General features: G+C 35.8%; 21 protein-coding genes. 20 read left to right on the top strand and 1 reads right to left on the bottom strand.

Annotation, left to right across the window (positions count from 1 at the left end; genetic code table 11):
• Position 1: 1 nt before the first annotated feature.
• The 17 genes from IGL98_RS14415 to lepB all read left to right on the top strand — a co-directional run bounded on the left by IGL98_RS14415 (position 2) and on the right by lepB (position 18,517).
• Positions 2 to 1,090, top strand: a complete 1,089-nt coding sequence (locus tag IGL98_RS14415) for a DUF871 domain-containing protein (RefSeq protein WP_206841713.1) — start codon at positions 2 to 4, stop codon at positions 1,088 to 1,090.
• Between the two features lie 8 nt (positions 1,091 to 1,098).
• Positions 1,099 to 2,208, top strand: a complete 1,110-nt coding sequence (locus IGL98_RS14410) for an amidohydrolase/deacetylase family metallohydrolase (protein WP_206911920.1) — start codon at positions 1,099 to 1,101, stop codon at positions 2,206 to 2,208.
• Positions 2,198 to 3,292 (top strand): DgaE family pyridoxal phosphate-dependent ammonia lyase, encoded by a 1,095-nt coding sequence (locus tag IGL98_RS14405; RefSeq protein ID WP_206911919.1) that lies wholly within the window; start codon positions 2,198 to 2,200, stop codon positions 3,290 to 3,292. The genes IGL98_RS14410 and IGL98_RS14405 overlap by 11 nt, the downstream gene beginning before the upstream one ends.
• 15 nt (positions 3,293 to 3,307) lie before the next feature.
• The gene (gene dagF / locus IGL98_RS14400) at positions 3,308 to 4,048 is read left to right on the top strand and encodes a 2-dehydro-3-deoxy-phosphogluconate aldolase (protein WP_206841718.1); all 741 of its coding nucleotides are present in this window, start codon (positions 3,308 to 3,310) and stop codon (positions 4,046 to 4,048) included.
• Between the two features lie 255 nt (positions 4,049 to 4,303).
• The gene (locus IGL98_RS14395; RefSeq protein WP_206911918.1) at positions 4,304 to 5,314 is read left to right on the top strand and encodes a sugar kinase; all 1,011 of its coding nucleotides are present in this window, start codon (positions 4,304 to 4,306) and stop codon (positions 5,312 to 5,314) included.
• A gap of 198 nt (positions 5,315 to 5,512) precedes the next feature.
• Positions 5,513 to 6,523 (top strand): hypothetical protein, encoded by a 1,011-nt coding sequence (locus IGL98_RS14390; RefSeq protein WP_206841720.1) that lies wholly within the window; start codon positions 5,513 to 5,515, stop codon positions 6,521 to 6,523.
• 29 nt (positions 6,524 to 6,552) lie between these two features.
• Positions 6,553 to 6,999 carry a YaiI/YqxD family protein gene (locus tag IGL98_RS14385; protein WP_206841721.1) on the top strand — a complete coding sequence of 149 codons (447 nt, stop codon included), beginning with the start codon at positions 6,553 to 6,555 and terminating at the stop codon, positions 6,997 to 6,999.
• A 736-nt stretch (positions 7,000 to 7,735) separates the two neighbouring features.
• Positions 7,736 to 8,812: a D-alanine--D-alanine ligase gene (locus IGL98_RS14380; RefSeq protein ID WP_069646405.1), complete on the top strand. Its 1,077-nt coding sequence runs from the start codon at positions 7,736 to 7,738 to the stop codon at positions 8,810 to 8,812.
• A 127-nt stretch (positions 8,813 to 8,939) separates the two neighbouring features.
• On the top strand, positions 8,940 to 10,307 hold the full coding sequence (locus tag IGL98_RS14375) for a UDP-N-acetylmuramoyl-tripeptide--D-alanyl-D-alanine ligase (RefSeq protein WP_206841722.1): 1,368 nt from the start codon (positions 8,940 to 8,942) through the stop codon (positions 10,305 to 10,307).
• A 333-nt stretch (positions 10,308 to 10,640) separates the two neighbouring features.
• Positions 10,641 to 12,188 (top strand): degradosome RNA helicase CshA, encoded by a 1,548-nt coding sequence (cshA, locus tag IGL98_RS14370; RefSeq protein ID WP_069646403.1) that lies wholly within the window; start codon positions 10,641 to 10,643, stop codon positions 12,186 to 12,188.
• Positions 12,189 to 12,627: 439 nt separating this feature from the next.
• The gene (gene acpS / locus IGL98_RS14365) at positions 12,628 to 12,981 is read left to right on the top strand and encodes a holo-ACP synthase (RefSeq protein WP_206841724.1); all 354 of its coding nucleotides are present in this window, start codon (positions 12,628 to 12,630) and stop codon (positions 12,979 to 12,981) included.
• Positions 12,982 to 13,075: 94 nt separating this feature from the next.
• On the top strand, positions 13,076 to 14,194 hold the full coding sequence (gene alr, locus IGL98_RS14360; RefSeq protein WP_206911676.1) for an alanine racemase: 1,119 nt from the start codon (positions 13,076 to 13,078) through the stop codon (positions 14,192 to 14,194).
• A gap of 15 nt (positions 14,195 to 14,209) precedes the next feature.
• Positions 14,210 to 14,590 carry a type II toxin-antitoxin system PemK/MazF family toxin gene (locus IGL98_RS14355; protein ID WP_010763889.1) on the top strand — a complete coding sequence of 127 codons (381 nt, stop codon included), beginning with the start codon at positions 14,210 to 14,212 and terminating at the stop codon, positions 14,588 to 14,590.
• Positions 14,591 to 15,001: 411 nt separating this feature from the next.
• Positions 15,002 to 15,703, top strand: a complete 702-nt coding sequence (locus IGL98_RS14350) for a hypothetical protein (RefSeq protein WP_206841728.1) — start codon at positions 15,002 to 15,004, stop codon at positions 15,701 to 15,703.
• Between the two features lie 31 nt (positions 15,704 to 15,734).
• The gene (locus IGL98_RS14345; protein WP_206841730.1) at positions 15,735 to 17,087 is read left to right on the top strand and encodes a hypothetical protein; all 1,353 of its coding nucleotides are present in this window, start codon (positions 15,735 to 15,737) and stop codon (positions 17,085 to 17,087) included.
• A gap of 30 nt (positions 17,088 to 17,117) precedes the next feature.
• Entirely contained in the window at positions 17,118 to 17,519 is a 402-nt protein-coding gene (locus IGL98_RS14340) for a LysM peptidoglycan-binding domain-containing protein (RefSeq protein ID WP_206841733.1), read from the top strand.
• Positions 17,520 to 17,674: 155 nt separating this feature from the next.
• Positions 17,675 to 18,517, top strand: coding sequence for a signal peptidase I (gene lepB, locus IGL98_RS14335; protein ID WP_206911675.1), 843 nt, complete (start codon positions 17,675 to 17,677; stop codon positions 18,515 to 18,517).
• 231 nt (positions 18,518 to 18,748) lie between these two features.
• On the opposite strand, the gene IGL98_RS14330 is transcribed toward lepB, so the two are convergent.
• Positions 18,749 to 20,230: a helix-turn-helix domain-containing protein gene (locus IGL98_RS14330; protein ID WP_206841738.1), complete on the bottom strand. Its 1,482-nt coding sequence runs from the start codon at positions 20,228 to 20,230 to the stop codon at positions 18,749 to 18,751.
• Positions 20,231 to 20,420: 190 nt separating this feature from the next.
• Between IGL98_RS14330 and IGL98_RS14325 the strand changes: the two genes are divergently transcribed.
• The 3 genes from IGL98_RS14325 (at position 20,421) to IGL98_RS14315 (ending at position 25,150) form a co-directional block, all read left to right on the top strand.
• Complete coding sequence (locus IGL98_RS14325) at positions 20,421 to 21,764, top strand: FAD-dependent oxidoreductase (protein WP_206841740.1); 1,344 nt, start codon at positions 20,421 to 20,423, stop codon at positions 21,762 to 21,764.
• A gap of 241 nt (positions 21,765 to 22,005) precedes the next feature.
• Entirely contained in the window at positions 22,006 to 22,233 is a 228-nt protein-coding gene (locus tag IGL98_RS14320; RefSeq protein WP_069646395.1) for a hypothetical protein, read from the top strand.
• Positions 22,234 to 22,483: 250 nt separating this feature from the next.
• On the top strand, positions 22,484 to 25,150 hold the full coding sequence (locus IGL98_RS14315) for a YhgE/Pip domain-containing protein (RefSeq protein WP_206911674.1): 2,667 nt from the start codon (positions 22,484 to 22,486) through the stop codon (positions 25,148 to 25,150).
• The last annotated feature ends 54 nt before the right edge of the window (positions 25,151 to 25,204 follow it).

Raw genomic sequence — 25,204 nt, 5'->3', positions numbered from 1 at the left:
AATGAAAAGAGCATTAGGTGTATCTGTCTATCCAGATCATAGTGATATAGAAAAAGATAAAGCTTATCTAAAAAAAGCCAGTGAATGTGGATTTTCACGAATCTTTATGAGTATGTTGGAAGTAACAGAAGGCAAAGAAGTTGTAAAAGAAAAATTCAAATCGTTGATTGCGTTCGCAAAAAATTTAGGTTATGAAACGATTTTAGATGTTGCACCGAATATTTTTGATGAGTTACAAATTTCGTATGATGACCTGACCTTCTTTTATGAGACTGGTGCTGATGGGATTCGTTTAGATGCTGGATTTGATGGGAATAAAGAAGCAAAGCTGACGTTTAATCCATTTGATTTAGCAATTGAGTTGAATATGAGTAATGATGTGGCCTATCTTGATAATATTTTGACCTATGAAGCGAATGTTCCGTTTCTTTATGGGTGTCATAATTTTTATCCGCAAGAAGGCACAGCACTGCCTTATGATTTCTTTGAGCGTTGTAGTATACGTTTTAAAAAGCATGGGATTCGTACAGCGGCATTTATCAATTCTCAAGCGGGAACGATCGGTCCTTGGGATGTGAACGATGGCTTACCTACACTGGAAATGCATCGACATTTGCCAGTGGATGTTCAAACAAAACATTTATTTGCAACAGGATTGATTGATGATGTAATCATTGGTAATGCGTATGCATCAGACGAAGAATTAGAGCTACTTGGCAGCTTAAATCGTTATCAATTAGAATTAGTAGTAGAATTTACAAAAGATGTAACTAAGGTTGAAAAAGAAATTACTTTGACCGAACAGCACTTCCGCCGTGGTGATATCACTGACCAGGTGGTTCGTTCAACCGAAGTACGTAAAAAATACAAAAACGATGCCAATCCGGCACATGACAGTACACAAACGTTTGAAATTGGTGATGTTGTGATTGGTAATGATGCATTTGGGAAATACAAAAATGAGCTGCAAATTGTTTTGCAGCCACATTCAGATGACCGTAAAAACAAAGTGGGGCAAATAACAGAGAAAGAATTGTTGTTGTTGGATTTTGTAAAACCCTGGACAAAATTTAGATTTAAAGAAAAGTAGGGGATAAAATGAGTTACGACTTGATCATAAAAAATGGGCAAACTATTGAAGGAAAACCAATAGAAATAGCGATCGACGCTGGGAAAATTGTCAAAGTTGCAGATAAAATCGAAGCAGACAGTATAGAGTTGATTGAGTTAGAGATAGGCACTTATGTATCAGCTGGTTGGATCGACGATCATGTTCACTGTTTTGAAAAGATGACTTTATACTACGATTTTCCAGACGAAATTGGTGTCAAAAAAGGCGTAACAACAGTAATCGATGCTGGCACTACGGGTGCAGAAAATATCCATGAATTTTATGATTTAGCCAAACAAGCGAAAACCAATGTCTGTGCTTTAGTGAATATTTCAAAATGGGGTATTGTTGAACAAGATGAGTTGGCTGATTTAAGTAAAGTCAAAGAAGAACTAGTTCATAAGGCCTTGGCTGAATTACCTGATTTTGTTGTCGGAATCAAAGCTCGTATGAGCAAAACAGTGATCGGAGAAAATGGTATCACACCTTTAGAAATGGCTAAGAAGATTCAAAAAGAAAACAACAATTTACCATTGATGGTGCATATTGGTTCTGCACCGCCTGAACTAGATGAAATTTTAGCACATATGTCAAAAGGGGATGTCTTAACCCATTGTTTCAATGGCAAACCTAACGGAATCTTAAATAAAGAAACAGATCAAATCAAAGACTTTGTCTGGACAGCCTATGATAAAGGAATTGTTTTTGATATCGGTCATGGGACAGATAGTTTTAATTTTCATGTTGCAGAAACTGCCTTAAATGAAGGGATGAAAGCAACTTCGATCAGTACAGATATTTATATCCGTAACCGTGAAAATGGGCCGGTCCATGATTTAGCGACTACCATGGAGAAACTTCGCGTCGTAGGCTATGAATGGCCTGAGATTATTGAGAAAGTTACAGCTACTCCAGCTGAAAATTTCAATTTTGACACAAAAGGACACCTAAAAGAAGGATATGATGGTGATATCACGATTTTTACGATCGAAGCAGGTCAGAAAACATTGACTGATTCAAATGGGTTCACCAGAGAAGCAACAGAATTGATCAAACCTGTAAAAACCATTATTGGAGGAACAGTTTATGACAATTAGTTACGAAAAATTCAATTTAAAAGAAGTCATCAATGCCTCAGGTAGAATGACGATTTTAGGCGTATCAAAAGTCTCAGAAAATGTCTTAGCTGCTCAAAAATTTGGAGGGGAACATTTCTTTGAAATGAGCGAACTAAGTATTCAAACAGGTGCTTATTTAGCAAAATTATTGAAGGTCGAAGATGCTCAAGTTGTGTCTTCTGCATCAGCTGGGATCGCACAAAGTGTGGCAGCCCTAATCGGTGAAGGCTCAGCTTATCACGCCTATCATCCGTACACAGATAAAATCACGAAACGTGAAATCATCCTACCAAAAGGGCATAACGTAGATTATGGTACACCTGTTGAAGTGATGGTGGAACAAGGCGGTGGTCAGGTCGTTGAAGCAGGGTATGCCAATATGTGTTCACCAGAGCACATTGAAATGATGATCACGGATCAAACAGCTGCTATTCTGTATATCAAGAGCCATCATACCGTTCAAAAAAGTATGTTAAGTGTAGCAGAAGCTGCCGCTGTAGCGAAAGCGCATAAGTTGCCGTTGATTGTGGATGCAGCAGCGGAAGAAGATTTATTCAAGTATAACGAAGCGGGCGCAGATCTAGTGATTTATAGCGGTGCTAAAGCAATCGAAGGCCCAAGCGCAGGACTTGTAATTGGTAAAAAAGAATACATCGAATGGATTCGTCTCCAAGGTAAAGGCATCGGACGCGCAATGAAAATCGGTAAAGACAACATACTAGGATTCACCCAAGCAGTTGAAGATTATGTGAAAAACGGCAGTGAATCCGGCACGTCAATGCAAGCTCGTTTAATGCCATTTATTGAAGGATTGAACCAAATTGACAACATCGAAGCCAAAAGTGTCCAAGACGGCGCAGGTAGAGATATTTATCGTGCCAGTATCAAAGTAAACGGTGCAAAATCGGCCAAAGAAGTCATCAAAGAACTAAGAGCTGAAAGCCCAGCAATCTATACACGAGAATATCAAGCCAATAAAGGGATCATCGAATTCGATATCCGTTCAGTCAATGAAGAAGAAATGAATAAGATTACCAAAAGACTACAAGAAATTATGAACTAAGGGAGAGAAAAAATTATGACATTAACACCAAACTATCTAGAAAACCGAATTTGCTTAAACGTCCTTGCCAACTCAGTAGAAAACGCGAAAGACTGTTATGAAGCAGCGGAAGGCCACATTGTTTTAGGCGTATTATCTAAAAACTACCCAACAGACGAAGCGGCGATCGAAGATATGAAAAAATACGCTGCTGAAACCAACAACGCTTTATCAGTAGGTTTAGGTGCAGGAGATCCTAACCAAAGCCAAATGGTTTCAAGAATTTCAAAAGAGTTACAACCCCAACATGTCAACCAAGTTTTCACAGGTGTGGGTACATCACGCGCGTTACTAGGTCAAAACGAAACGATCGTGAATGGTTTGGTCTCACCAACTGGCAAAGTCGGTATCGTGAATATCGCCACAGGTCCATTAAGCTCACAAGCACCAGCAGGAGAAGTCACGATCGAAACAGCCATCCGCTTATTACAAGATATGGGCGGCAGCTCAATCAAGTTCTTCCCAATGAAAGGTTTAGCACACATTGAAGAATACAAAGTAGTCGCAGAAGCTTGTGCCAAATACGATTTCTATTTAGAACCAACAGGTGGAATCGATTTAGAAAACTTTGAAGAAATCGTACAGATCGCAGTGGATGCAGGAGTGAAGAAGATCATTCCTCACGTGTACAGCTCCATCATCGATTCAGCAACAGGCGATACACGACCAGAAGATGTGAAAACATTACTAGGTATGATGAAAAACAGCTTGAAATAATAAAAGCTGAGCGAGCTCACTCAACTCTGACAGAAAAACAGGAAAATATGAAGGTGGTGCTTTTCGCCACTATCAGATTTTATCTTTTTTCCGAAGAGTTAGCTCGTGAAGCTAGAAAAAAATAAAAGCTGAACAAGCTCGAACAGGTCTGATAGAAAAATAGAAAAACTAGAGTGTGGTGTTTTGTACCACAGTCAAGATTTATCTTTTTTCCGAAGACCTAGCTTGTAAAGCTAGAAATAGGCAGGGATCAGGATGAGAATAGCAGCTTTCGGTGAAATAATGATGCGTTTGACCCCACCAGAATATCTAATGTTGGAACAGACCAAAGAATTACGTTTAGATTTTACAGGAACAGGTGTCAATATTTTAAGTAATCTCGCTCATTTTGGTTGTCAAACAAGCTTACTGACGAATCTTCCTGATAATCGTTTAGGTGAAGCTGCTAAAGCAAGTGTTCGCCAATTAGGTATTCAAGATCGCTGGATCGGCGTATCTGGAGATCATATTGGTTCTTATTTTGCAGAAATGGGATTTGGGCCAAGACCGACTCAGGTAACCTATCAAAATCGCCGAAATAGTTCATTTGGTGTGAGTGGAGCTTCTAGTTATGATTTTGATGCATTTTTAGCTGAAGTTGATTTAGTTCATATTTGCGGGATATCATTAAGTTTGACTGAAGAAACGCGCGAGTCTGCATTTATGTTAGCAGAAAAGGCACATGCTTTAGGAAAAAAAGTTTGTTTTGACTTTAATTTTCGCCCTAGTTTAAATGAAGAGCATGGAGTTTCATTTATGAAGGAACAATACGAAAAAATGTTACCGTATTGTGACTTGGTTTTTGGCAGTCAGCGGGATTTGACTGATTTGTTAGGAATGAAGCTTGATAAAACGTTGAAGGCTTCGAAACAATTTGAAGCATTAGTTCAACGATTTATGACGAAATACCAGATTGAACATTTTGCTGGAACGATTCGTCAAGGCGAAGGAAGCAAACATTATTTGACGGGTTTTCTATTTGATTCAGAAAACTATGTTCAATCAGTACCAAAAGAGATCATTAATTTAGATCGGATTGGTGCTGGAGATGGTTACGCTGCAGGTATTTTACTTGGCGTAAGTGAAGAATGGTCATTATTGGAAACAGTCGAGTTTGCTACTGCCAATGGTGTTCTAGCTCATACGATTCAAGGTGATGTGCCGCTAACAACCAGAAAACAAGTTCGACATATCATGGAACAACCAACAGTTGATTTGATTCGTTAAAGGGAAGATTAGAATGAAATAGTGTAAATGCGTTTATACTACTTTCGTTCTAGTCTTTTTTTCATTATAATGAAGATAGGCAGGGAATTTAGCGAAACCATTTACGTGGCGAAGATAAATTGGTATGCTAAGGAAGCGGAGCTATTATTTTGTACGTTATTTTTATATAGAAAAGTCTGTTTACAGGAGGAGATCGACATGACCAATGAAAATATTTGGAAAGCACTAGATGATGATGTTTTGAAAGATAGTATTCGAAAACGACCAGGTATGTACATTGGCGGGATTGGTCCGACTGGCTTGGAAAGTATGGTCTTGCAAGTGCTTGATCATTTACTGCAATTAGCGGTTGATTTAAAACAGGCGGAGCTTTCGATCGAACTTTCAGATAATCAATTTATTTTTTCTTTTTTCAGTAAAAAAGGATTGTTTTTAGATAAAATTCCAGAAGAACAGTATACACCGCCGTATCTTTTCCTATCTGTAGTCAACGCATTGTCGGAACAGTTAGGTTTTGGTATAGAAAAATTAGGTAAGCGGACGATTCAAATTTATCAAAATGGACAGTTAAACAAAAAAGCGTTGATTCCGTCAGAAGATGAAGGACAACGGATCGAACTTGCATTTACACCTGATGAGCTATTATTTGGCAATAAGCCGTTATCTTATTTTATTTTATTCAACCGTTGTCAAGCGTTGGCAATGTTGAATAGCGGATTGACCATTTCATTGACCGACGGAAAAAAACAGAAAAATTATTTTCATTATGAACAAGGACTTGTCGAATATATTTTTCAAAAAGATGACAGTATCACGAGGAGTGGTCAGCCTTTGATCATCAACACGATTAGTGAAGGTGTCTCAATTCAAGCGGTTATCTCAAAAAACGGCTCCACCAGCATCAAAGATAGTTTTGTCAATGGGCACCTACCTTCTGATGGCGGGACACATCTTGATGGATTTATTCAAGGAACGGTGGATGCAATTAATCAGTTTCTTGAAGAAACGAACCGTTTGAAGTATCTAACGGTCGATAATTTTCCAGAACGCTTTGATGTTGTTCTTTCCATCAGAGTCAAACGTCCTAGATACACGGGGGCAATCAAAAAGAAAATTAGAAATCCAGAGCTATATAAAATCGTGAAGGAAGCTGTTTTTATTGAAGTTTCTACCTTTTTAAAACGGCATCCGGCTTGGTACTTAAATTAAAAGATTGATCATTATTGAAAGGTGCACTTATGAGAATTTTTATTGACGGTGATGGTTCACCAGTAAAAGATACGGCAATTGATGTTGCACTAGCTTATTCGATCGAAGTTGTGATTGTGACGAGCATCGATCATTATTCATTGAAAGAATATCCTAAAAATGTTTCTTTTGTCTACGTAGATAAAGGGGCTGATGCAGCAGACTATAAGATTGTTCAGTTGATTAAAACAGATGATATTCTAGTGACGCAAGATTATGGGTTAGCTTCATTGGTTCTGCCTAAAGGCGTTCGAGTTTTGCATCAATTAGGTTATGAATATACTGGAGAAAATATGGACGGATTGCTGGAACAACGTTATTTTAGTGCGAAGGTTCGAAAAAGCGGTGGCCGTACGAAAGGTCCAAAGGCTTTTACACAAGCGGATCGTGAAAAATTTAAAGAAAATCTCGTTACGTTGCTCGAGGATAATATATGATACTAGAAAATAAGGCATCCTCAAATGAATGTCTTATTTTCTTATCCAGCCAAGTAAATAAATATACCATCTCATTTGAAAGAACGGTAATAAAAAAATTTTTCCCTGATTTCGTGATTTGTTTCTATTCGGACTAGCGCTTTTATGCTAAAATATGAAGGAGCTATTTTGAATTTATTTATTGGACTCAATAATAATATTTGAATCTAAATAAGTTTATTACACGTTAAAAGTTATCTAGCTTCACAGGCTAGCTCTTCGGAAAAAAGATAAAATCTGATAGTGGCGAAAAGCACCACCTTCAAATTTTCCTATTTTTCAGTCAGAGCTTGGCGAGCCTATTCAGCTTTAAAAGTTATCTAGCTTCACAGGCTAGCTCTTCGGAAAAAAGATAAAATCTGATAGTGGCGAAAAGCACCACCTTCAAATTTTTCTATTTTTCAGTCAGAGCTTGGCGAGCCTATTCAGCTTTAAAAGTTATCTAGCTTCACAGGCTAGCTCTTTGGAGAAAAGATAAAATCTGATAGTGGCGAAAAGCGCCACCTTCAAATTTTCCTGTTTTTCAGTCAGAGTTTGGCGAGCCTATTCAGCTTTAAAAATTATCTAGCTTCAAGAGCTAGCCTCTTGGGAAAAAGATAAAAAATGAATGAGACAAAAATAGCTCAGTCATTTTTTCTTATTTTCCTTTCAAGGCTAAATGAGCTCTTTCAGCTTTAAAAATTAGGAGGAAAAGCATTTGAAGATTACATTGCTATATGGTGGGAGAAGTGAGGAACATGATGTTTCTATATTGTCTGCCTATTCCGTTTTAAATGCGATCTACTATAACTATTACCAAGTTCAATTGGTTTTTATCAGCAAAAATGGTGAATGGGTCAAAGGACCTCTTTTATCAGAAAAGCCAGAGAGTCAAGATGTTCTGAAGCTAACTTGGTCTGAAGATGGAGACAAGGATAAATGGGGAGAATTCACAGGCCGTGTGATTTTACCTTGTGAAATCCAAGAAGAAGACACGATCGTTTTCCCAGTATTACATGGACCAAACGGTGAAGATGGCACGATCCAAGGCTTTTTAGAAACAATCGGTATGCCTTATGTTGGTGCTGGTGTGCTAGCAAGTGCGAATGCAATGGATAAAATCATGACAAAATATCTACTGCAGACAGCTGGGATTCCACAAGTACCATTTGTTCCTGTTCTAAGAAGTGATTGGAAAGAAAATCCTAAAAAAGTCTTTGAGCAATGTGAAGGTTCATTGATTTATCCAGTATTTGTCAAACCAGCTAATATGGGCTCAAGTGTAGGGATCAGCAAAGCTGAAAATCGTGAAGAATTACAAAATGCTTTGGAAGAAGCGTATCGTTATGATTCTAGAGCGATCGTTGAGCAAGGAATCGAGGCTCGTGAGATTGAGGTCGCAATTTTAGGTAATGAAGATGTCCGAACAACCCTACCAGGTGAGATCGTCAAGGATGTTGATTTTTATGATTACAATTCTAAATATATCGACAATCAAATCACGATGCAAATTCCAGCTGAAGTGCCAGATGAAGTGCATCAAAAAGCACAGGAATTTGCTAAAAAAGCTTATACTATTTTAGATGGTAGCGGGTTAAGTCGATGCGATTTCTTCCTGACTAGTAAAAATGAGTTATTCTTAAATGAGCTAAATACGATGCCTGGTTTTACCGAATTTAGCATGTACCCACTATTATGGGAAAATATGGGGTTGAAATATAGCGATTTGATCGAAGAATTGATTCAATTAGCCTTAAATCGTTTTAAACAAAGACAAAGTTTTTACGAAAGATAAGACGTCAAAAAAGGGAGGAGGCAAAACGTTAGAAGTTTTGTTTCAGCCCTTTTATGTATGATTAGCCACTGGAAAAAAATCAGCTGTCAAAGTGAACTTATTTTACGTTTAAAAAGGAGAGAAACCAATGAAATTAACTTTCTGGGAAGCCGCTGAAGCGACAAATGCTACGAATGATTGGAAACAATGGTCAGATTTCGAATTAACTGGTATTGAATTTGATAGCAGATTAATAACGCAAGGCAATCTTTTTGTCCCGCTGAAAGGTGAAAATGACGGCCATGCTTTTATTAAAAGTGCGATGGATAAAGGGGCAAAAACTGCTTTTTGGAGTTCGACAGAAACGGCTCCAGATCAATTACCGATTTTACAAGTTGCGGATACCTTAAAAGCAATGCAGGATCTAGCTGTTTACTATCTGAAGAAAATGACACCCACTGTGATCGCGATTACAGGAAGCAACGGTAAAACAACGACAAAAGATATGACAGAAGCAGTTTTAGCTCAGCAGTTCAAAACGTATAAAACACAAGGAAATTACAATAACGATATCGGTTTACCCTACACTATTTTACATATGCCAGATGAAACAGAAAAACTGATTTTAGAAATGGGTATGGATCATGCCAATGAAATCGATTTTCTCTCAAGACTAGCAGAGCCAGATATTGCTGCAATTACAATGATCGGCGAGGCGCATATTGAAAATCTTGGTTCAAGAGTAGGGATAGCAAAAGCAAAAATGGAAATCACTGCAGGACTGGTTGCTGAAGGCTTGTTGATCGTTCCAGCAGATGAACCATTACTAGTACCACTAACGAAAGAATTAACGCAAACAATCCAAACCTTTGGGTTAGAACAGGCTGATTGCAAAGCCACGATTATTGAAGCACAAAAAGAATATACATCTTTTAAAATCAATGGATCAGACACATTATTTACTATTCCAGTTCCAGGGAAGTACAATGTTGGTAATGCATTGATTGCAGTCATTATTGGCCAATGGTTTGACGTTTCGGAAGAAAAAATCCAAGCCGGTTTAGCTGATTTTCAATTAACCAAAAATCGCACTGAATGGTTGAAAAGTAGTACCGGGATTGAAATTTTAAGCGATGTTTATAATGCGAATCCAACGGCTATGAATTTAGTGCTGGATAGTTTCAGTCAAATGCCCACACAAGGAAAACGAGTGGCAGTTTTAGGCGATATGCTTGAATTAGGGCCAGATTCTGCTTTTATGCATGCGTCAGTAAACGAGCATCTAGATCCAGCAGAAATCACAGAGGTCGTTCTTTATGGAGCTGAAATGCGAGCATTATATGATACACTTAAGACAAAATATCAGGAAAGACAACTCCATTACTTCAAAAAAGAAGAAAAAGAAGCATTAACAAATACTTTAAAATCAATTCTTGAACCAAAAGACATGGTAGTATTAAAAGCAAGTAATGGTATGGGCTTAAATGAAGTAGTCACTAATTTACTTGAAATGTAGCAAGCTTTCATAAAACTTGCTGAAAATGTAAAACTATGCTAAAATAACCTATTGCCGGAAGATCGAAGTAGATAAATCGAAAGTACCTATTGAAGATACTTTTCTATCATATAAAGATTAAAAAAGCTGAACGAACTCGTTTGGCTTTTCTAGTGCCTGTAGCTTCATAAGGTGGATTTTTCGGTAACGCTAATGAGAAAATAAACTAAACCTAAGTAGAAGGTTGAATGACTCCATGAACATTTTCAAAATTAGTGAAAGTCAAATCACCTGTAACACCATTTTTAGAAGAATCTATTTCTTCTGCAACAAACATTATTAGGAGGATATCATTTGAAATTTAAAGAACTAGGCTTAGAACCAGACTTATTGGCAGCAATCGAGCGTTCAGGATTTGAAGAAGCAACACCCATCCAAGAGGAAACAATCCCTCTAGCGTTACAAGGAAAAGACGTGATTGGACAAGCACAAACAGGAACTGGTAAAACAGCTGCTTTTGGTCTTCCAATGTTACAAAAAATCGATACATCAAAACGCGTGTTGCAAGGAATCGTTATTGCACCGACACGTGAGTTAGCAATCCAAACACAAGAAGAATTATACCGTTTAGGCCGCGATAAAAAAATCCGTGTGCAAGCAGTTTACGGTGGAGCAGATATTGGCCGTCAAATTCGTGGACTAAAAGAAAACCCACACGTTGTTGTCGGAACACCAGGACGTTTATTGGATCACATCAATCGTCGCACACTAAAACTAGATACAATCGAAACGTTAGTTTTAGATGAAGCTGATGAAATGTTGAACATGGGATTCCTAGAAGATATTGAAAAAATCATTTCTAAAATTCCATCAGCTCGTCAAACATTATTATTCTCAGCAACAATGCCGCCAGCAATCAAAAACATTGGCGTGAAATTTATGAAAGAACCAGAACACGTGAAAATCAAAGCAAAAGAAATGACAGCTGATTTGATTGATCAATATTATGTTCGTTCTAAAGACTTTGAAAAATTTGATGTGATGACACGTTTATTAGACGTTCAAACACCAGAATTAACAATTGTTTTTGGTCGTACAAAACGTCGCGTAGATGAATTAGCTCGTGGTCTGGAAGCTCGTGGATACAAAGCTGAAGGAATTCACGGAGACTTGTCTCAACAAAAACGTATGAGCGTTTTACGTTCATTCAAGAGTGGGAACTTAGATATCTTAGTAGCAACAGACGTTGCAGCTCGTGGATTAGACATCTCAGGAGTAACACATGTTTACAACTATGATATCCCTCAAGATCCTGAAAGCTATGTTCACCGTATCGGCCGTACTGGTCGTGCTGGTAAAGGCGGAATGTCTGTTACTTTTGTTACACCAAATGAGATGGGCTATTTGCATGTCATTGAAGAATTAACGAAAAAACGTATGACACCATTACGTCCACCAAACGAACAAGAAGCATTTAAAGGACAATTAGGCGCAGCAATCGAAACAGTTGAAGAAAAAATGGCAGAAAATGGTCTAGATAACTACTTGCCTGCTGCTAAAGATCTTATAGAAAAATATTCTGCTGAAGATTTAGCAGCATTATTACTAAAAACTATTTCTAAAGACCCATCAGATGCTGTACCAGTAAAAATTACACCAGAACGTCCATTACCATCAAATAAAAAAGGCTTCAATAAAAATAATCGCAGCGGTGGCGGTGGTAATAGCCGTAACCGTAATAAAAATGGCGGTGGCGGTTACCGTGGCAACAAAAATAACAAAGGTACTGGAGCTGGCGGCAGTGGAAACGGCGGCGGCTACAATAAGAGCAAAGACAATCGTTCAGCAAAACGTCACAACGATAAAAAACGTAGCTTTGTTATTAGAGACAACTCAAATTAATAAATTCAGGAAAAGTAGAAATAAGAATAAACTTGTTTCAGTTTAACTATTTATTGGATTTTAAGAGGGTAGAACAAAGCTTTTATGCTTTGTTCTACCCTTTTTTATTTAATCTAGCTTCAAGAGCTAGCACTTCGGAAAAAAGATAAAAATCGAATGAGGCCAAAAACGCCCCAGTCAATTTTTCCTATTTTACTGTCAGTGTTGGACGAGCTCATTCAGCTTTTTATTTGATCTAGCTTCAAGAGCTATGTCTACATAAAAAAGATAAAACCTAAAAGGGTGAAGTATCTTCTCAGTCATGTTTTTCTATTTTTTAGTAGAGATTGAATGAGCTCTTTCAGCTTTTTCTTAATTTTTACATTATTATGTGGAAAAATTGCTAAAATTTGATAGAATAAGAGTAATTTATAAAATAAAAAAAAGAGGGTTCGGAAGAATGATAAAAGGAATTGGTATAGATATGGTAGAACTCTCAAGAATCGAAAAGATTATCGGAAACAAATCTTCTTTTGTAAAACGAGTTCTTACCGATGATGAACTTGCTCTTTTTCAAAAATTACCTCATAAACGTCAAGTAGAGTTTCTAGCAGGCAGATTTGCTTGTAAGGAAGCTTTTTCCAAGGCGTGGGGGACTGGGATCGGGAGTGTGGGGTTACAAGATGTTGAAATCTTAAAGGAAGAGAATGGTGCCCCAAAAGTTACTAAATCTCCTCATGAAGGCAATGTATTTGTTTCAATTTCGCACACAGATACTTTTGCGGTCGCTCAAATCATTTTGGAGGGTGTATAAGTAGGAGATTGATTTATCTGTTAAATTTGAATAAAGGTTGTGACAAGGCTTTTGATCAGATATTGTTTTGACCTTAAAAGAAAGAAGGACACATATGGCTGTAGGATGGCATCGTCCCACAAAGTTAGTGATCGATACACAAGCAATTAAAGAAAATGTTGGCAATGAAGTAAAACGAATGCCTCAGGGAACGGAATTATTTGCGGTAGTCAAAGCAAATGGTTATGGTCATGGAGCTGTTCAAACGGCCAAGGCGGCCATTGAGGGAGGCGCTACAGGATTTTGCGTGGCAATCTTGGATGAAGCCATAGAACTTCGAGAAGCAGGCATTACAGAGCCAATACTGATTTTAAGTGTCGTAGATGTTTCTTACATAGACTTGTTGTTGAAATATGACTTATCTGTCACGGTAGCAACTCAAGAATGGCTGGAACAAGCGATTGAACAATTGAACCATATAGAAACACAAATACCACTGAAAATACATATAAAAGTTGATACAGGCATGGGGCGAATCGGATTTATTACGCCAGAAGCCGTAAAACAAACAGTTGAATTAGTACAATCAACACAGACGCTTGATTGGGAAGGATTATTTACACATTTTTCTACAGCAGATGAAAAAGACATAAGCTACTTTGAAAAACAAACGCATCGTTTTCAAGCAGTATTGTCGGTACTTGTTGAATTGCCAAAATATGTCCATGTAAGTAATAGTGCGACAGCACTTTGGCATCCTGATAATGCGGGGAATATGATTCGTTTTGGTATAGCTATGTACGGATTGAATCCATCTGGACGTGCGTTGCCGGAAACTTATCCATTGAAGCCTGCACTGAGTTTAGTCTCAAAATTGATTCATGTGAAAGAACTTTCAGCTAGAGAAGGAATTGGTTACGGAAATACCTATACAACAACTGAAAATGAATGGATTGGCACCGTACCGATCGGCTATGCAGATGGATGGCTACGTCATTTACAAGGTTTTTCAGTCTTAGTTGAAGGTGAGCGATGTGAAATTGTTGGTAGAATCTGTATGGATCAATGCATGATTCGTTTGCCCAAACAAACAACAGTAGGAACACAAGTTACATTGATCGGACAGGATCATGGAGAAGAGATTACAATGCAAATGGTCGCAGATAAGCTAGAAACGATCCATTATGAAGTAGCATGCACGTTTTCTGAACGTATGCCAAGGGAGTATAAATAGAACAGGAGGTTTCAAATGGTCAAAAGGGGTGACATATATTTTGCAGACTTATCCCCTGTTGTAGGATCAGAACAAGGGGGAGTACGTCCAGTACTAGTCATACAAAATAATTTAGGCAATCATTTTAGTCCAACCATTATTGTCGCAGCAATCACAGCGAAGATGGCTAAGCCGAAATTACCAACACACATAGGAATTAATTCCGAAGAAACTGGGATCGAACGAGATTCGGTCATTTTACTGGAACAGATTCGTACGATCGATAAAATACGCTTAAAAGAAAAAGTTTGCCATTTAGGTATAGAAATTATGGACTCTGTGGACCGTGCATTGGGAGTTAGTGTAGGGATTTTGGAAGCAGAACTAGAAGAAGAAAATCTTGGTACATATCGTTAAAAGTATCGGGTATTTTAATGGAGAACATAAGACATATCCTGTTTTCATTAGTACCGGGATAGTCGTTTGAAACAACGTAATCCAATAACGGATCACCTTGTTTTTTACTTATACATTGTTATTTTTTATTATTTAGTAATTAATAATAAAAATGCTGATAGTAGCAACAGGAAACAACAAATCAATCATATATAAATGATTTCCTTTCTCTTAAATAATAAAAAAAAACTAAATTTTATAATTATACCTCCTGTTTTTATTGACTTTTATAAGTGTTTATAAAAAAAAGTTGGCAATAACGATACGGAATGTTACAATAAACTATGTATAATTGGGTAGAAAGTGGATAACTTTCAAAAAAGTAGATATATTTAGTGTTTTTTTATTAAGGGATAAAGGAGTTTATATTTGATGACGATTTTCATGTTTGTATTATTAGTAATACTGTTTCTTTTTTTCAGTTATCAGTTGTATGTTCGATTCCAACTGGAGAGCTTGGATTCTGATAGTCCAAAAATGAAACGCAAGATCAATTTTTACAAGTATCAAGAGAATAATCGATCATTATTATTTTTAATGATTGCAGCAATTATTTTTTGCCTAATACTATTGGGGGTACTTTATAATCAAGATACTTTAAGAAAAGATAATAAAGATTTAGAATTGAAGATAGAAGAGATTAAAGACGCCAGAGGAGGAGCTTCTGGTGCTGAAATTGAGAGCTATAAAGAAAATGCATTAAAATTGACTGAATTTCCATGGAAAAAAGTCGTTGAAAGCAGAGATGCTCAAGCATTAGATAATTATGAACTTCAACTTCTAAGAGATTGGCAGCCCTTTTTCGGAGAAGCCAATGTGGCAATCATGATCAGTCAAAAAACGGAAACATTGACGGTGTCAGTTTTTCCTACAGCGTTGACATTTAGTGATTTCCAAACAGCTGAAAAAAATATTGAAACGTTTATCAAAGAGTTACAGCCAGTAAAAGAAATCACAATGATTGATTTTAACTTTACATATCGAGATAAAACGAACAAACTATCTAAACAATCAATTGTTTATACAAGAGAATCAAAAGACAGTAACTTAGAAAAGGTAGCATTAGACAAATAGAGTAGAGAAATAAAAGACGGGGTGTAAACACATGGCAAAGAGACGGTTAATTAAGAAAATTAACAAGGTTTCCGAAGAAGAATTAACACAAGATGTAGAGTTCAATTCGGAAAATGAGCAACCAGCAACAGCAGTAACAACAAATAATCGTAATTTAATGGCTGAACAAGAACAAGAGATTACTCGTTTAAGAGAATTGATCGAAGAATATAGAATGCAAGAATCTGAATTCGAACAAAATAAAGAAGAAAATTTTCGTTTATCTCAACAAAATAAACAATTAGTAATCAAGGTTGAAACTAGTCAAGATGAACTTGAATCATTAAAAGAGAAAAACGATGAGTTAGCGACGCAACTCAACCAAAAAGAAACTGAGATTTTTGAACTGGAAGATGCGAATGAAACTGCTGATTCTACAGAAGAAATCACTCGCTTAAAAGCACAAATCGAAGAATTGAAGAAAGAAAATGTTAGTGGCCAAGAACAAATTGCTTACTTGGAAACAGCACTTGTTGAAAAAGACAAAGCACTACAAACACAAATTCTTGAAAAAGAAAAAGAAATACAACAATTACAAGCTGATTTAGCTGCCCGAGGAACAATCGGAGAAAAACAAGAAGCATTGGAGACGGTGAAGATGGAATTAGAATCATTGAATGAAAAACTTCAAACTACTGATAAAGAAAATCAAGAGTTGACACAAAAACTTGCTGATCTTCAAGAACAAATGAATCGCTTACAACAAGAAAACCAAGAATTAAAAGACAAAGAAATCAATTTATCAACAAATAGTGATATCTCAGTTGATAACAGTCGCGTTGAAGAATTGAAAAAAGAATTAGAAACAGTTCTAACAGAAAAAAGTGAGTTGGAAAAAAATCTAGGCCGTATCCAAGGGTTGAATGATAAATATTCTATTCAAAAAAATGTTTTTGAATCTGAATTAGCGGGTCTAAGAAGCATCTATAAAGAAAAAGAAGAAGAATTAGAAAACTTAACTGCTGAACTTGAAACAATGCGCAGCATGTCTGCAACAGGTGAAGCTACAGGGAATCAATTAGCTGAACTATTGCAAGCGAAACAACAAATCAATGATTTATTGTTAAAAAACCAATCGTTGCAAGAAGAAGCCTTGAAATCTCAACAAGAGATCGGTGAAGTAATGGTTTCTGCTAAGAAAGAAGCTAATCGCATTATCAGTGAAGCACAAGTTGAATCAAAACATATGATCAACTCAGCAGAACTTGAAATGTTAAATATTGGTAACCGTGCTAAAAACATTTCTAATGAAGTAGAAGAATCTAAAAACGAAGTAATGACAATCTATCGTGAATTAGAAGAACGTTTAAACAAACTATCACGTTTGGATAAATCTGGAAACTAGACGATCACAAATAATGAAGGGAAGAACAATATGAAAAAACGGATCAATAAAAAATATTCTATTCTGTTGATTTTTTCCGCAATATTGTTTAGTACTGCTATTTACTTTATGTCTAGTTCATTGGTTTTAGGAGCATCAGTAGGCGGTGGTACGGAATCTGCACCAGTAACAGCAGACGGTGGAGCAGCAATTATACCTACTCCAACTCCTGCAGCGCCACAAGCAGAACCAAAAAAAGAAACGACAACTGAAAATAACGTTGCTGAAAATAAGGAAAAAGAAGCGCCTAAAGAAGTCTATGTTGTAAAAAGTGGTCAGACTTTATGGGAAATTGCTCAAGATTCAGGCCTATCGATCGCAACATTAATGAACAAAAATCAGCTTAGTAGTAGTGTCATTGTTGAGGGACAGGAATTAGTATTCGATCAATAATAAGATTTAGGTGGGTGGAGCAAAACTTTTAGAGTTTTGTCCCGCTCGCTTTTTTCAATATATGAGAATCCACTTGCGGGTTTTTTATATGGAAAAATACATAGCAGTCTGTTATTCTTAATTAAGAGTATTAATCGGTATGATTGAGGTGCATCATGGATAAAATAAGAGAACGTTTTGAACGACTCAAACGACAATTAAAACGGAAATTTAATAAGAACAAAAAATCGAAAAATAAAACCAAGAATAGAGAACGTCCCCAACCTGGACCTAAAAAGAAACGCCCACAAGTTAGAGAACGAGCTGAATCTACAAGAGAAGAACCAAGAATCAAGCCAAGACAAAAAGAAGAATCAGTCAGAACCTCCGGAACAATCAATAAAAAGAGAAAAAAGAAAAAAATAACCAAAGAAGAATTTGAAAAAAGAAAAAAGAAAAAAAGAAAAGAAAGCATCATTGAAATTATCAAATTTATGCTGCCAGTTGTGTTATTTGCAATCTTTGTTTTTTTCTTTATTTTGAATACTTCTCCTCATATGGTTGATGGAGATTCGATGAAGCCGACATTGCTAAATGGTGACCGGGTCATTGTTCGCCGCACAAAAGAACCTAAAAGATATGAAGTCATTACATTTAAACCACCTGTAAAAAGTGAGTTTCAGTATGTGAAACGTATCATAGGTATGCCAGGAGACTTAGTTTGGACTGAAGGTAGCGATTTGTTTATCAATCATCAAGCTGAATCTTTACCAAAAGCCTCAGAATTATCTGCAGCAAATGAGCTGCCGGATGGAACAATCAAAGTCAATCTGTCTGAAGATAGTTTGGAACAAATGTCACAATTGAAAAAAATTCCTAAAGGACATTATTTTGTATTAGGAGACAATCGGAATAATTCAAGTGATAGTAGGACTTTTGGATTAGTCGATGGTCTAGCTATTGAAGGGGTTGTTTCCTTTAGGTTTGCACCGTTTAACAATATTAGCTGGATAAAATAAAAAACGATAAATTTTTATCGTTTTTTTATTTTTATTAATTTACATAAAAACATAATTATTATCAATGTTTATCACTATTAAAACAAATAATTCTATATGGAAATATAATTATATTTATCCAAAATTTACGATTATTCTCATTAAATTTAATAGGAACAAAGAAAACAGAGAACACGAAGGGGTTGTTCTCTGTTATAATTTCAATTAGTGATAGAGAAAACAAACATTATTTTACCTGGTATCGATCAACTGGATAATCAGTTTTTCGATTTCAGTCATATCATAGCTATTACCAATATCAGAAAATATATAGACAAGCTCTTGTTTTTCAGAAATCGTGTCACTATAAATATTGGAAAGCAAGATGTCATAATGACTATCTTCTTTAAAGGCTTCCGCTTTGATTGGGTATTTATGGCCTAAAATATTTGTTAAATGCTGAATAACTAGTTCACCAATGAAAGGATTTAATGAATGATAAACACCAATCGCAATTTTTTCTTCATTTAATTCAGCAATGTGATTCAATATGATTGTATAGTGAATTTCAGTGAACTTATTTTTATAGCTCCCTTTTTCACCATCTTGGTCAAATTTTTTAGTCGCTATATCCATCAATTCAAAAACTTCATTGCCAGAAAATGGATGACGGTGTGCATTGACGATAGATTTTATGGTCCAACTATCAAAAGGCAAAATAAAACCATCAAAATAATAAAGCTGAGAATGAAGCTGGAACAATAAATTTTCAATATACAATAATCGAGCGGATGAAGCATAGCTCGATAAATAGCCTTGTTGCTTTAGATATTTTAAGATTACTTTGTTCATATAGTTTAAATAAGAACTTTCCCTACGTTGTTTTTCTGCCAAGCGAAAAGCGAAAGAAGAATTGGGCGAAAAATTATGCATAGAGCAAAAAAAGTCATAAAACATGTATGCTTCGTAAATAGTATATGGACGGTCGATTTTTTTCATATATGTATATAAAGACAAATTGATTTCTTCAAATAAAGGTCGATCAGGATAATCGTAGTTTGGACTAATGACCGGATTATATTCAGTCGTCAGTCGTCTAAAGGAAATTTTCATCCATAATTTGATCTGAAGTACTTCGGTTGGATCAAATACCAGATTAAGAGACTCCCTTAAAATATCTACAAAACCAAGATACTGATTAGCAGTTTCTTTTTCTAAACTTGACTTATCTTCAAAAAGAAACCAGAAAAAACTAAAGAAAAAATAACGAATCTGCTTTTCTTCACCGATTAATTTTCCGCGTTTAATTTGAAGTCGAAATTCTTTCAGAAGGTCATTCAATTCTGTAATCTTACGATAATACGTTGCGGAGCTGATGGCATAGTTCAGCTGAAAATAATCACAAGTCAATTCACCTTTATGGAACAATTGATTGATCATTTGAAATTTAATGGATTTTTCCAGAAAAAGTACAACAACTTTCTTTAATGGAAACGTTGGTTGTTTTTTCAAAGAGATATTTTCACCGTTTAATGTTATTTCAACCTGCTCGTTTACTTGATTCTCTTCAAGAAAATTTTGGAGGAAAGACAGATATTCATTTAATGTTGGTAAGCTAATTTGAAATTCACTGACTAGCTCATTTTTTGTCGCTTTGCCTTGATTGTTGTATAAAAATAATAATATATCATTCATATAATCGAAGGGCTTTTCTAAAAAATCTCGTTTTAGCATAATAGACACCTCACTTTAAGCATACTTGATTCATAAGAAAATGGCAATACGCAACTTATAAAAAGAAAGTAACTAGCTAATATTATTTAAAAAGACGAAATTATATATATAATGGAGTGTAATGTTGTTTTTATTTTAAATTTATGTAATTGCAATGGTGGTTTATTCAATTGAAGGGAGAAGAACCATAGTGAAAGTAGTAATTATCGGAGCCTCACATGGAGGGCTTCAGGTTGCATTAACATTAAAGAAATTAAATCCTCAAACTGAGGTTATTCTAATTGAAAAAAGAAGTGAAGTTAGCTTTGTTTCAAGTGGAATTGTTTTGAAATTGAATCAATTGGTCGATGAATTGGACAACGTAAGATACCTAACATTAGAAGAATTGAATAAAAAAGGTGTAGATGTTTTACTTAATGCAACAGTTACTACGATCGATTCGGATAAAAAGACAATTATTTATCAGGATACTTATAAAAAATCACACGAAATCAGCTATGAAAAGCTAATTCTTGCGACAGGTTCAAATCAGTTTTCAACGAATATGACATTACCAAGTAAAGACAAAGTAACTGTTTTTAAAAACTATCCAAGCTCAGTGGAAGTGTTAGGAAAATTAGAAAAAGCGAAATCTATTTCGATTGTCGGTGGTGGATATATTGGTGTAGAGTTGTGTGATGCCTTGAAAGGGCAAGGGAAAGAAATTCATTTGATTGAAAGTGCTGATTCAGTCCTTTTTCGTTATTTAGACAAAGAGCTATCTTCACTAGTTGAACAAAAAATTCGTGATTCAGGAGTTAAACTTCATTTAAACGAGAGTGTTATTGGCTTTTCAAACATAGAGGAAGAGATGTTTATCACCAAAACAACGAACGAGGAAATCCGAAATGATTACGTAGTCGTGGCTGTTAATGCCCGTCCAGATACTGCATTAGTGAAGGATTTTCTAGATTTAAATGCAAATGGGACGATTCGTGTCAATGAACATATGCAGACAACTGATCCAGATATTTTTGCATTAGGGGATGTTGTTTCTTATCCTGTTCGCAATAGTTATCGCAAGTCATTTATTCCTTTAGTAAATAATGTTGTTCGTGGTGCAACGGTTGCCGCTATGAATGTATTAGGACATTCGATGAAATATAATAAAACACAAAAAACGACGGCTACTAAAATTTTCGACTGCTATGTTGCAAGCACTGGTTTAACAGAAGTGGAAGCTAAATTTGAAGGGATCGATGTTGAAAGTATCTTTTTAACATTGCCATGTCAATTACCTTATCTTGAATTGCAGGAAGACGTACATATCAAGATGGTTTTCGAAAAAGGGACGTACAAATTGATTGGTGCTCAATTGATGTCTGAAAAGGATATTACGCAATCAATTAATACGTTATCTTTAGCAATAAATAAGGAAACAACGCTTGAAGAGTTAGTTACAATGGATTTTTACTTTAACCCAGGAATCAATCAACCGATGGGGATCATTAGCCGAACGGCATATGAATTTTTGATCGAAAAGTATAAAGTTTAAGGATTTAATAACATATATTAATATATTTTTGAAATTATTGGATAATTTTGTAAAGATAGGAACATTAAATGATGAATGGTCAATTTATTGTGATCTGAACATTGCCGAAAACAGCAAGACAAAGACATTTTTTGTTTGTTGCTGTTTTTTTATAATTCGTATTTTTCAGTAGAAAAGCAAATTACTTCTACTTATTGTTATTTAAGCTTATAATAGAATAAAATTCTAGGAGGCATAGCCGATGAAAGCAGACGAAAAAAAATTTTATGACTTCATAATGGATCGAACAAAAGCGGATCATCAAGAAGACATGAAACATTTGCTAGCAGAATTGATGGAAAGAAGATCAACGGATAAGCTTGATAAGATGTATCTTATGAGCGTGGTTCCTAGAGCACTTTCTTATTTAGATCCTGATTCAGTAAATGAAGTAAAAAAAGTAGTATCAGAGTTTTCAGCAAAACTATAAGCTATAAAAATAAAGGCAAGCTGATTCATTTGGATGAGTTTGTCTTTTTTTAGGTGTCAGAAAGTTTCAGTTGAAGAAACAAACTTGAAAAATTAGTTATTTGAATCGTGTAAATAAGTACATAGAAGAAATCTCTACGACAATTCAAGAAACCTGTCGTAGAAATGGACAAAATTTGGATTTTTCATTTGTTATTGATAAAAACAATATGCTAAAGTAAATCAGTCATTAAAAAGAGTAGGTGAGCAGGATGAAACATATAAAAAATACATTGAAGTTATTTAAATTAGATTGGCAACGCATATTTAAAAACCCGATCGCTACATTTTTGATTATTGCACTGATGATTATTCCATCACTTTATGCCTGGTTCAATATCAAAGCTTTGTGGGATCCTTATGCAAACACAGGAGAGTTACCGATTGCGGTATATAGCGATGATAAAGCAGCGACATTCCAAGGGAAAAAAGTGAATATCGGCGATGAAGTGCTGAAGAATCTTCACGAGAATAAACAATTAGGTTGGCAATTCGTCGATTCAAAAAAAGAATTGGACAAAGGAGTAAAATCTGGTAAATATTATGCTGGTATCTATTTACCAAAAGATTTCTCTAAGGACTTATTAAGCTTTACGACAGGAGAAATCACGAAGCCTAAGATTGACTATTCAATCAACGAGAAAATCAATGCAATTGCGCCAAAAATTGCAGACAAAGGAGCTTCTTCTTTACAAGCCCAAATCACAGATCAATTTACCAAAACAGCTAGTAGTACTTTGGTAGGCGTGTTTAACGATATTGGTTATAATTTAGATTCCAATTTAGTTAGCATTACAAAAGTAAAAAACATGATTCTCTCAACAGATGAGAATATCGATCAAATCGATAAATATACACAAGAAGTTGTCGCTTTGCATGGTAAAATGCCGGAATTGAAAACAAAGCTAGAGAAAGCAAATGAATTTGTGGATTACTTACCTGAAGTCGATGCATTGGGTGCAAAACTAGTCGATTTAAATGGCAAGATGCCCGCAATCAAAGAACAAGCGAAAGTTATTTTAACTTTACAGGATAAAATTCCTGAAATTCAAAATGCTGGTAAACAATTAGCGATGATCGATGAAGATTTTGCTTCAGTTGAACAGACGATGAACGAAGGAATTAATGAAGCCAAACAAGGGTTAACAATCATCCAGCAAGTCCAAACTGCTCTGCCAGATATTGAAAAGCTTGGAAATCAAGCAGATCAATTAGCGACTGCAACGAGCGAAGGCGCGGCGAAATTACAAGAAGCACTTCCAGGTATAACTAGTAGTATGAAAGTAACCTTACAAGCAATTGGAACCATCAGTTCTAGTGTTGGATCTGTCGTTGAGCAGTTGCGCGACAACCGGTTGACACCAGATGAACGTGAAATGTTGAAACAACAGTTATCCAGCAGTTTAGGGCAACAGCAAATAGTGATTCAACAATTGATCCAAACTTTGACTCAAATTCAAGAATCTGCTGGAAATCAAGATTTACAGCCTACTATTGATAAGTTAACAACGGTTAGCAACTTGATTTCAACTTTAAAAGCAAAAGTGGATAGTTTAGATGTGAATGCCATTACCGATGCTGATCTGGAAGCTATTCAAAATGGCGCAAATGAAATTGCTGCGACAGCTTCAAGTATTGATGTTGATGCAGTTTCAAACATGGTAAATGATATTTTAACTAAATTGATCGCGACTATCAGTACGGCTCAAGGTCTTCTTGATAAAGCAAAACAAATCGATTTTGCTACATTATTGAGTTCGACTGAAGGTACGGTGTCTAATGCAATAGGTATCTTGGAAAAATACCAAGCAGAGCTACCTGCAATCAAACAAGAAATCCACGATGCAAATGTTTTGCTGAACGGTCATATGGATACGATCGTAAATGGCATCAATAAAGGTGCTGAACTTTATAACAATGAATTACCTGTAATAGAAGCAAAACTTGGATTAGCGGCTGATTTTATTCAAAATGATTATCCAGGACTTAAAGAAAATATCACAGGTACTTTGAAAATGGTCAACGAAAAAATGCCGGATTTAGAATCAGCTTTAAACAAAGCAAACGATTTAGTTCAAAACGATTGGCCAAATATTAAAACAGGGCTTCATAAAGCTGCACAAGCGATTCGAAAAGGTGAAAAGGATGTCGACCTTGGGCAAGTAATAAAGTTACTTAAACTAGATGCTAATGCTGAAAGTGACTTCTTCGCTAAACCAGTTGAAATCGCTGAAAATAAAATTTATCCAATTGCCAATAACGGATCAGCAAGTACACCATTTTATACTGCATTATGTTTATGGGTGGGAGCTGTTTTATTCTCGAGTGTGGCAACCACTGATTTCTATTTAGATGAAAAGGATCGTGGAAAATATTCTAAACGAGAACAATTTTCTGCAAGAATGTTAACATTCTTAGTCATGGGATTAGCGCAAGCTTTGATTGTTACTTTAGGAAACTATTTCTTATTAGGCGTAGATGTAAGACAACCATTTTATAGTGTCTTGTTTGCATTATTGATCGCTTTTGCCTTTATGATGATGGTGTATGTGCTAGTCGCTTTGTTTGGCAATGTCGGAAAAGGTGCTGCGATCATTATCTTGGTGCTCTCTATTTCAGGCGGTGGGGGAAATTACCCAATCCAAGTCTCTGGTAAATTCTTCCAATTTATTAATCCGTTTTTACCATTCACACATGCGGTGAATTTATTACGAGAGTCAGCTGGAGGAATTTATTGGCCAAATGCGTGGAAGGCAATCATTATTTTGGTTTGTATTTCGATCGTTTTCTGTGTATTAGGTGTTCTTTTATACCCTTATATTGAGGAAAAAACGAAGAAATTAGCGAAAGTTTCTCATGAGAGCCATATCTTCCATTAAAAATAGCTATTGATCAATATCAAAAGATTGAGATGCCCTTATCAAGGGTGGCTC

It is taken from the genome of Enterococcus sp. DIV0840, assembly GCF_050527835.1.
In the GTDB taxonomy this organism is placed as follows: Bacteria; Bacillota; Bacilli; order Lactobacillales; family Enterococcaceae; genus Enterococcus_L; species Enterococcus_L ureasiticus.
This window is presented reverse-complemented; position numbering and strand designations above follow the sequence as displayed.

Bases quoted from the DNA above. Each gene is read 5' to 3' on its own strand.
- IGL98_RS14415 (WP_206841713.1), top strand. From the start codon at position 2: ATGAAAAGAGCATTAGGTGTATCTGTCTATCCAGATCATAGTGATATA.
- IGL98_RS14410 (WP_206911920.1), top strand. From the start codon at position 1,099: ATGAGTTACGACTTGATCATAAAAAATGGGCAAACTATTGAAGGAAAA.
- IGL98_RS14405 (WP_206911919.1), top strand. From the start codon at position 2,198: ATGACAATTAGTTACGAAAAATTCAATTTAAAAGAAGTCATCAATGCC.
- dagF (WP_206841718.1), top strand. From the start codon at position 3,308: ATGACATTAACACCAAACTATCTAGAAAACCGAATTTGCTTAAACGTC.
- IGL98_RS14395 (WP_206911918.1), top strand. From the start codon at position 4,304: ATGAGAATAGCAGCTTTCGGTGAAATAATGATGCGTTTGACCCCACCA.
- IGL98_RS14390 (WP_206841720.1), top strand. From the start codon at position 5,513: ATGACCAATGAAAATATTTGGAAAGCACTAGATGATGATGTTTTGAAA.
- IGL98_RS14385 (WP_206841721.1), top strand. From the start codon at position 6,553: ATGAGAATTTTTATTGACGGTGATGGTTCACCAGTAAAAGATACGGCA.
- IGL98_RS14375 (WP_206841722.1), top strand. From the start codon at position 8,940: ATGAAATTAACTTTCTGGGAAGCCGCTGAAGCGACAAATGCTACGAAT.
- acpS (WP_206841724.1), top strand. From the start codon at position 12,628: ATGATAAAAGGAATTGGTATAGATATGGTAGAACTCTCAAGAATCGAA.
- alr (WP_206911676.1), top strand. From the start codon at position 13,076: ATGGCTGTAGGATGGCATCGTCCCACAAAGTTAGTGATCGATACACAA.
- IGL98_RS14355 (WP_010763889.1), top strand. From the start codon at position 14,210: ATGGTCAAAAGGGGTGACATATATTTTGCAGACTTATCCCCTGTTGTA.
- IGL98_RS14350 (WP_206841728.1), top strand. From the start codon at position 15,002: ATGACGATTTTCATGTTTGTATTATTAGTAATACTGTTTCTTTTTTTC.
- IGL98_RS14345 (WP_206841730.1), top strand. From the start codon at position 15,735: ATGGCAAAGAGACGGTTAATTAAGAAAATTAACAAGGTTTCCGAAGAA.
- IGL98_RS14340 (WP_206841733.1), top strand. From the start codon at position 17,118: ATGAAAAAACGGATCAATAAAAAATATTCTATTCTGTTGATTTTTTCC.
- lepB (WP_206911675.1), top strand. From the start codon at position 17,675: ATGGATAAAATAAGAGAACGTTTTGAACGACTCAAACGACAATTAAAA.
- IGL98_RS14330 (WP_206841738.1), bottom strand. From the start codon at position 20,230: ATGCTAAAACGAGATTTTTTAGAAAAGCCCTTCGATTATATGAATGAT.
- IGL98_RS14320 (WP_069646395.1), top strand. From the start codon at position 22,006: ATGAAAGCAGACGAAAAAAAATTTTATGACTTCATAATGGATCGAACA.
- IGL98_RS14315 (WP_206911674.1), top strand. From the start codon at position 22,484: ATGAAACATATAAAAAATACATTGAAGTTATTTAAATTAGATTGGCAA.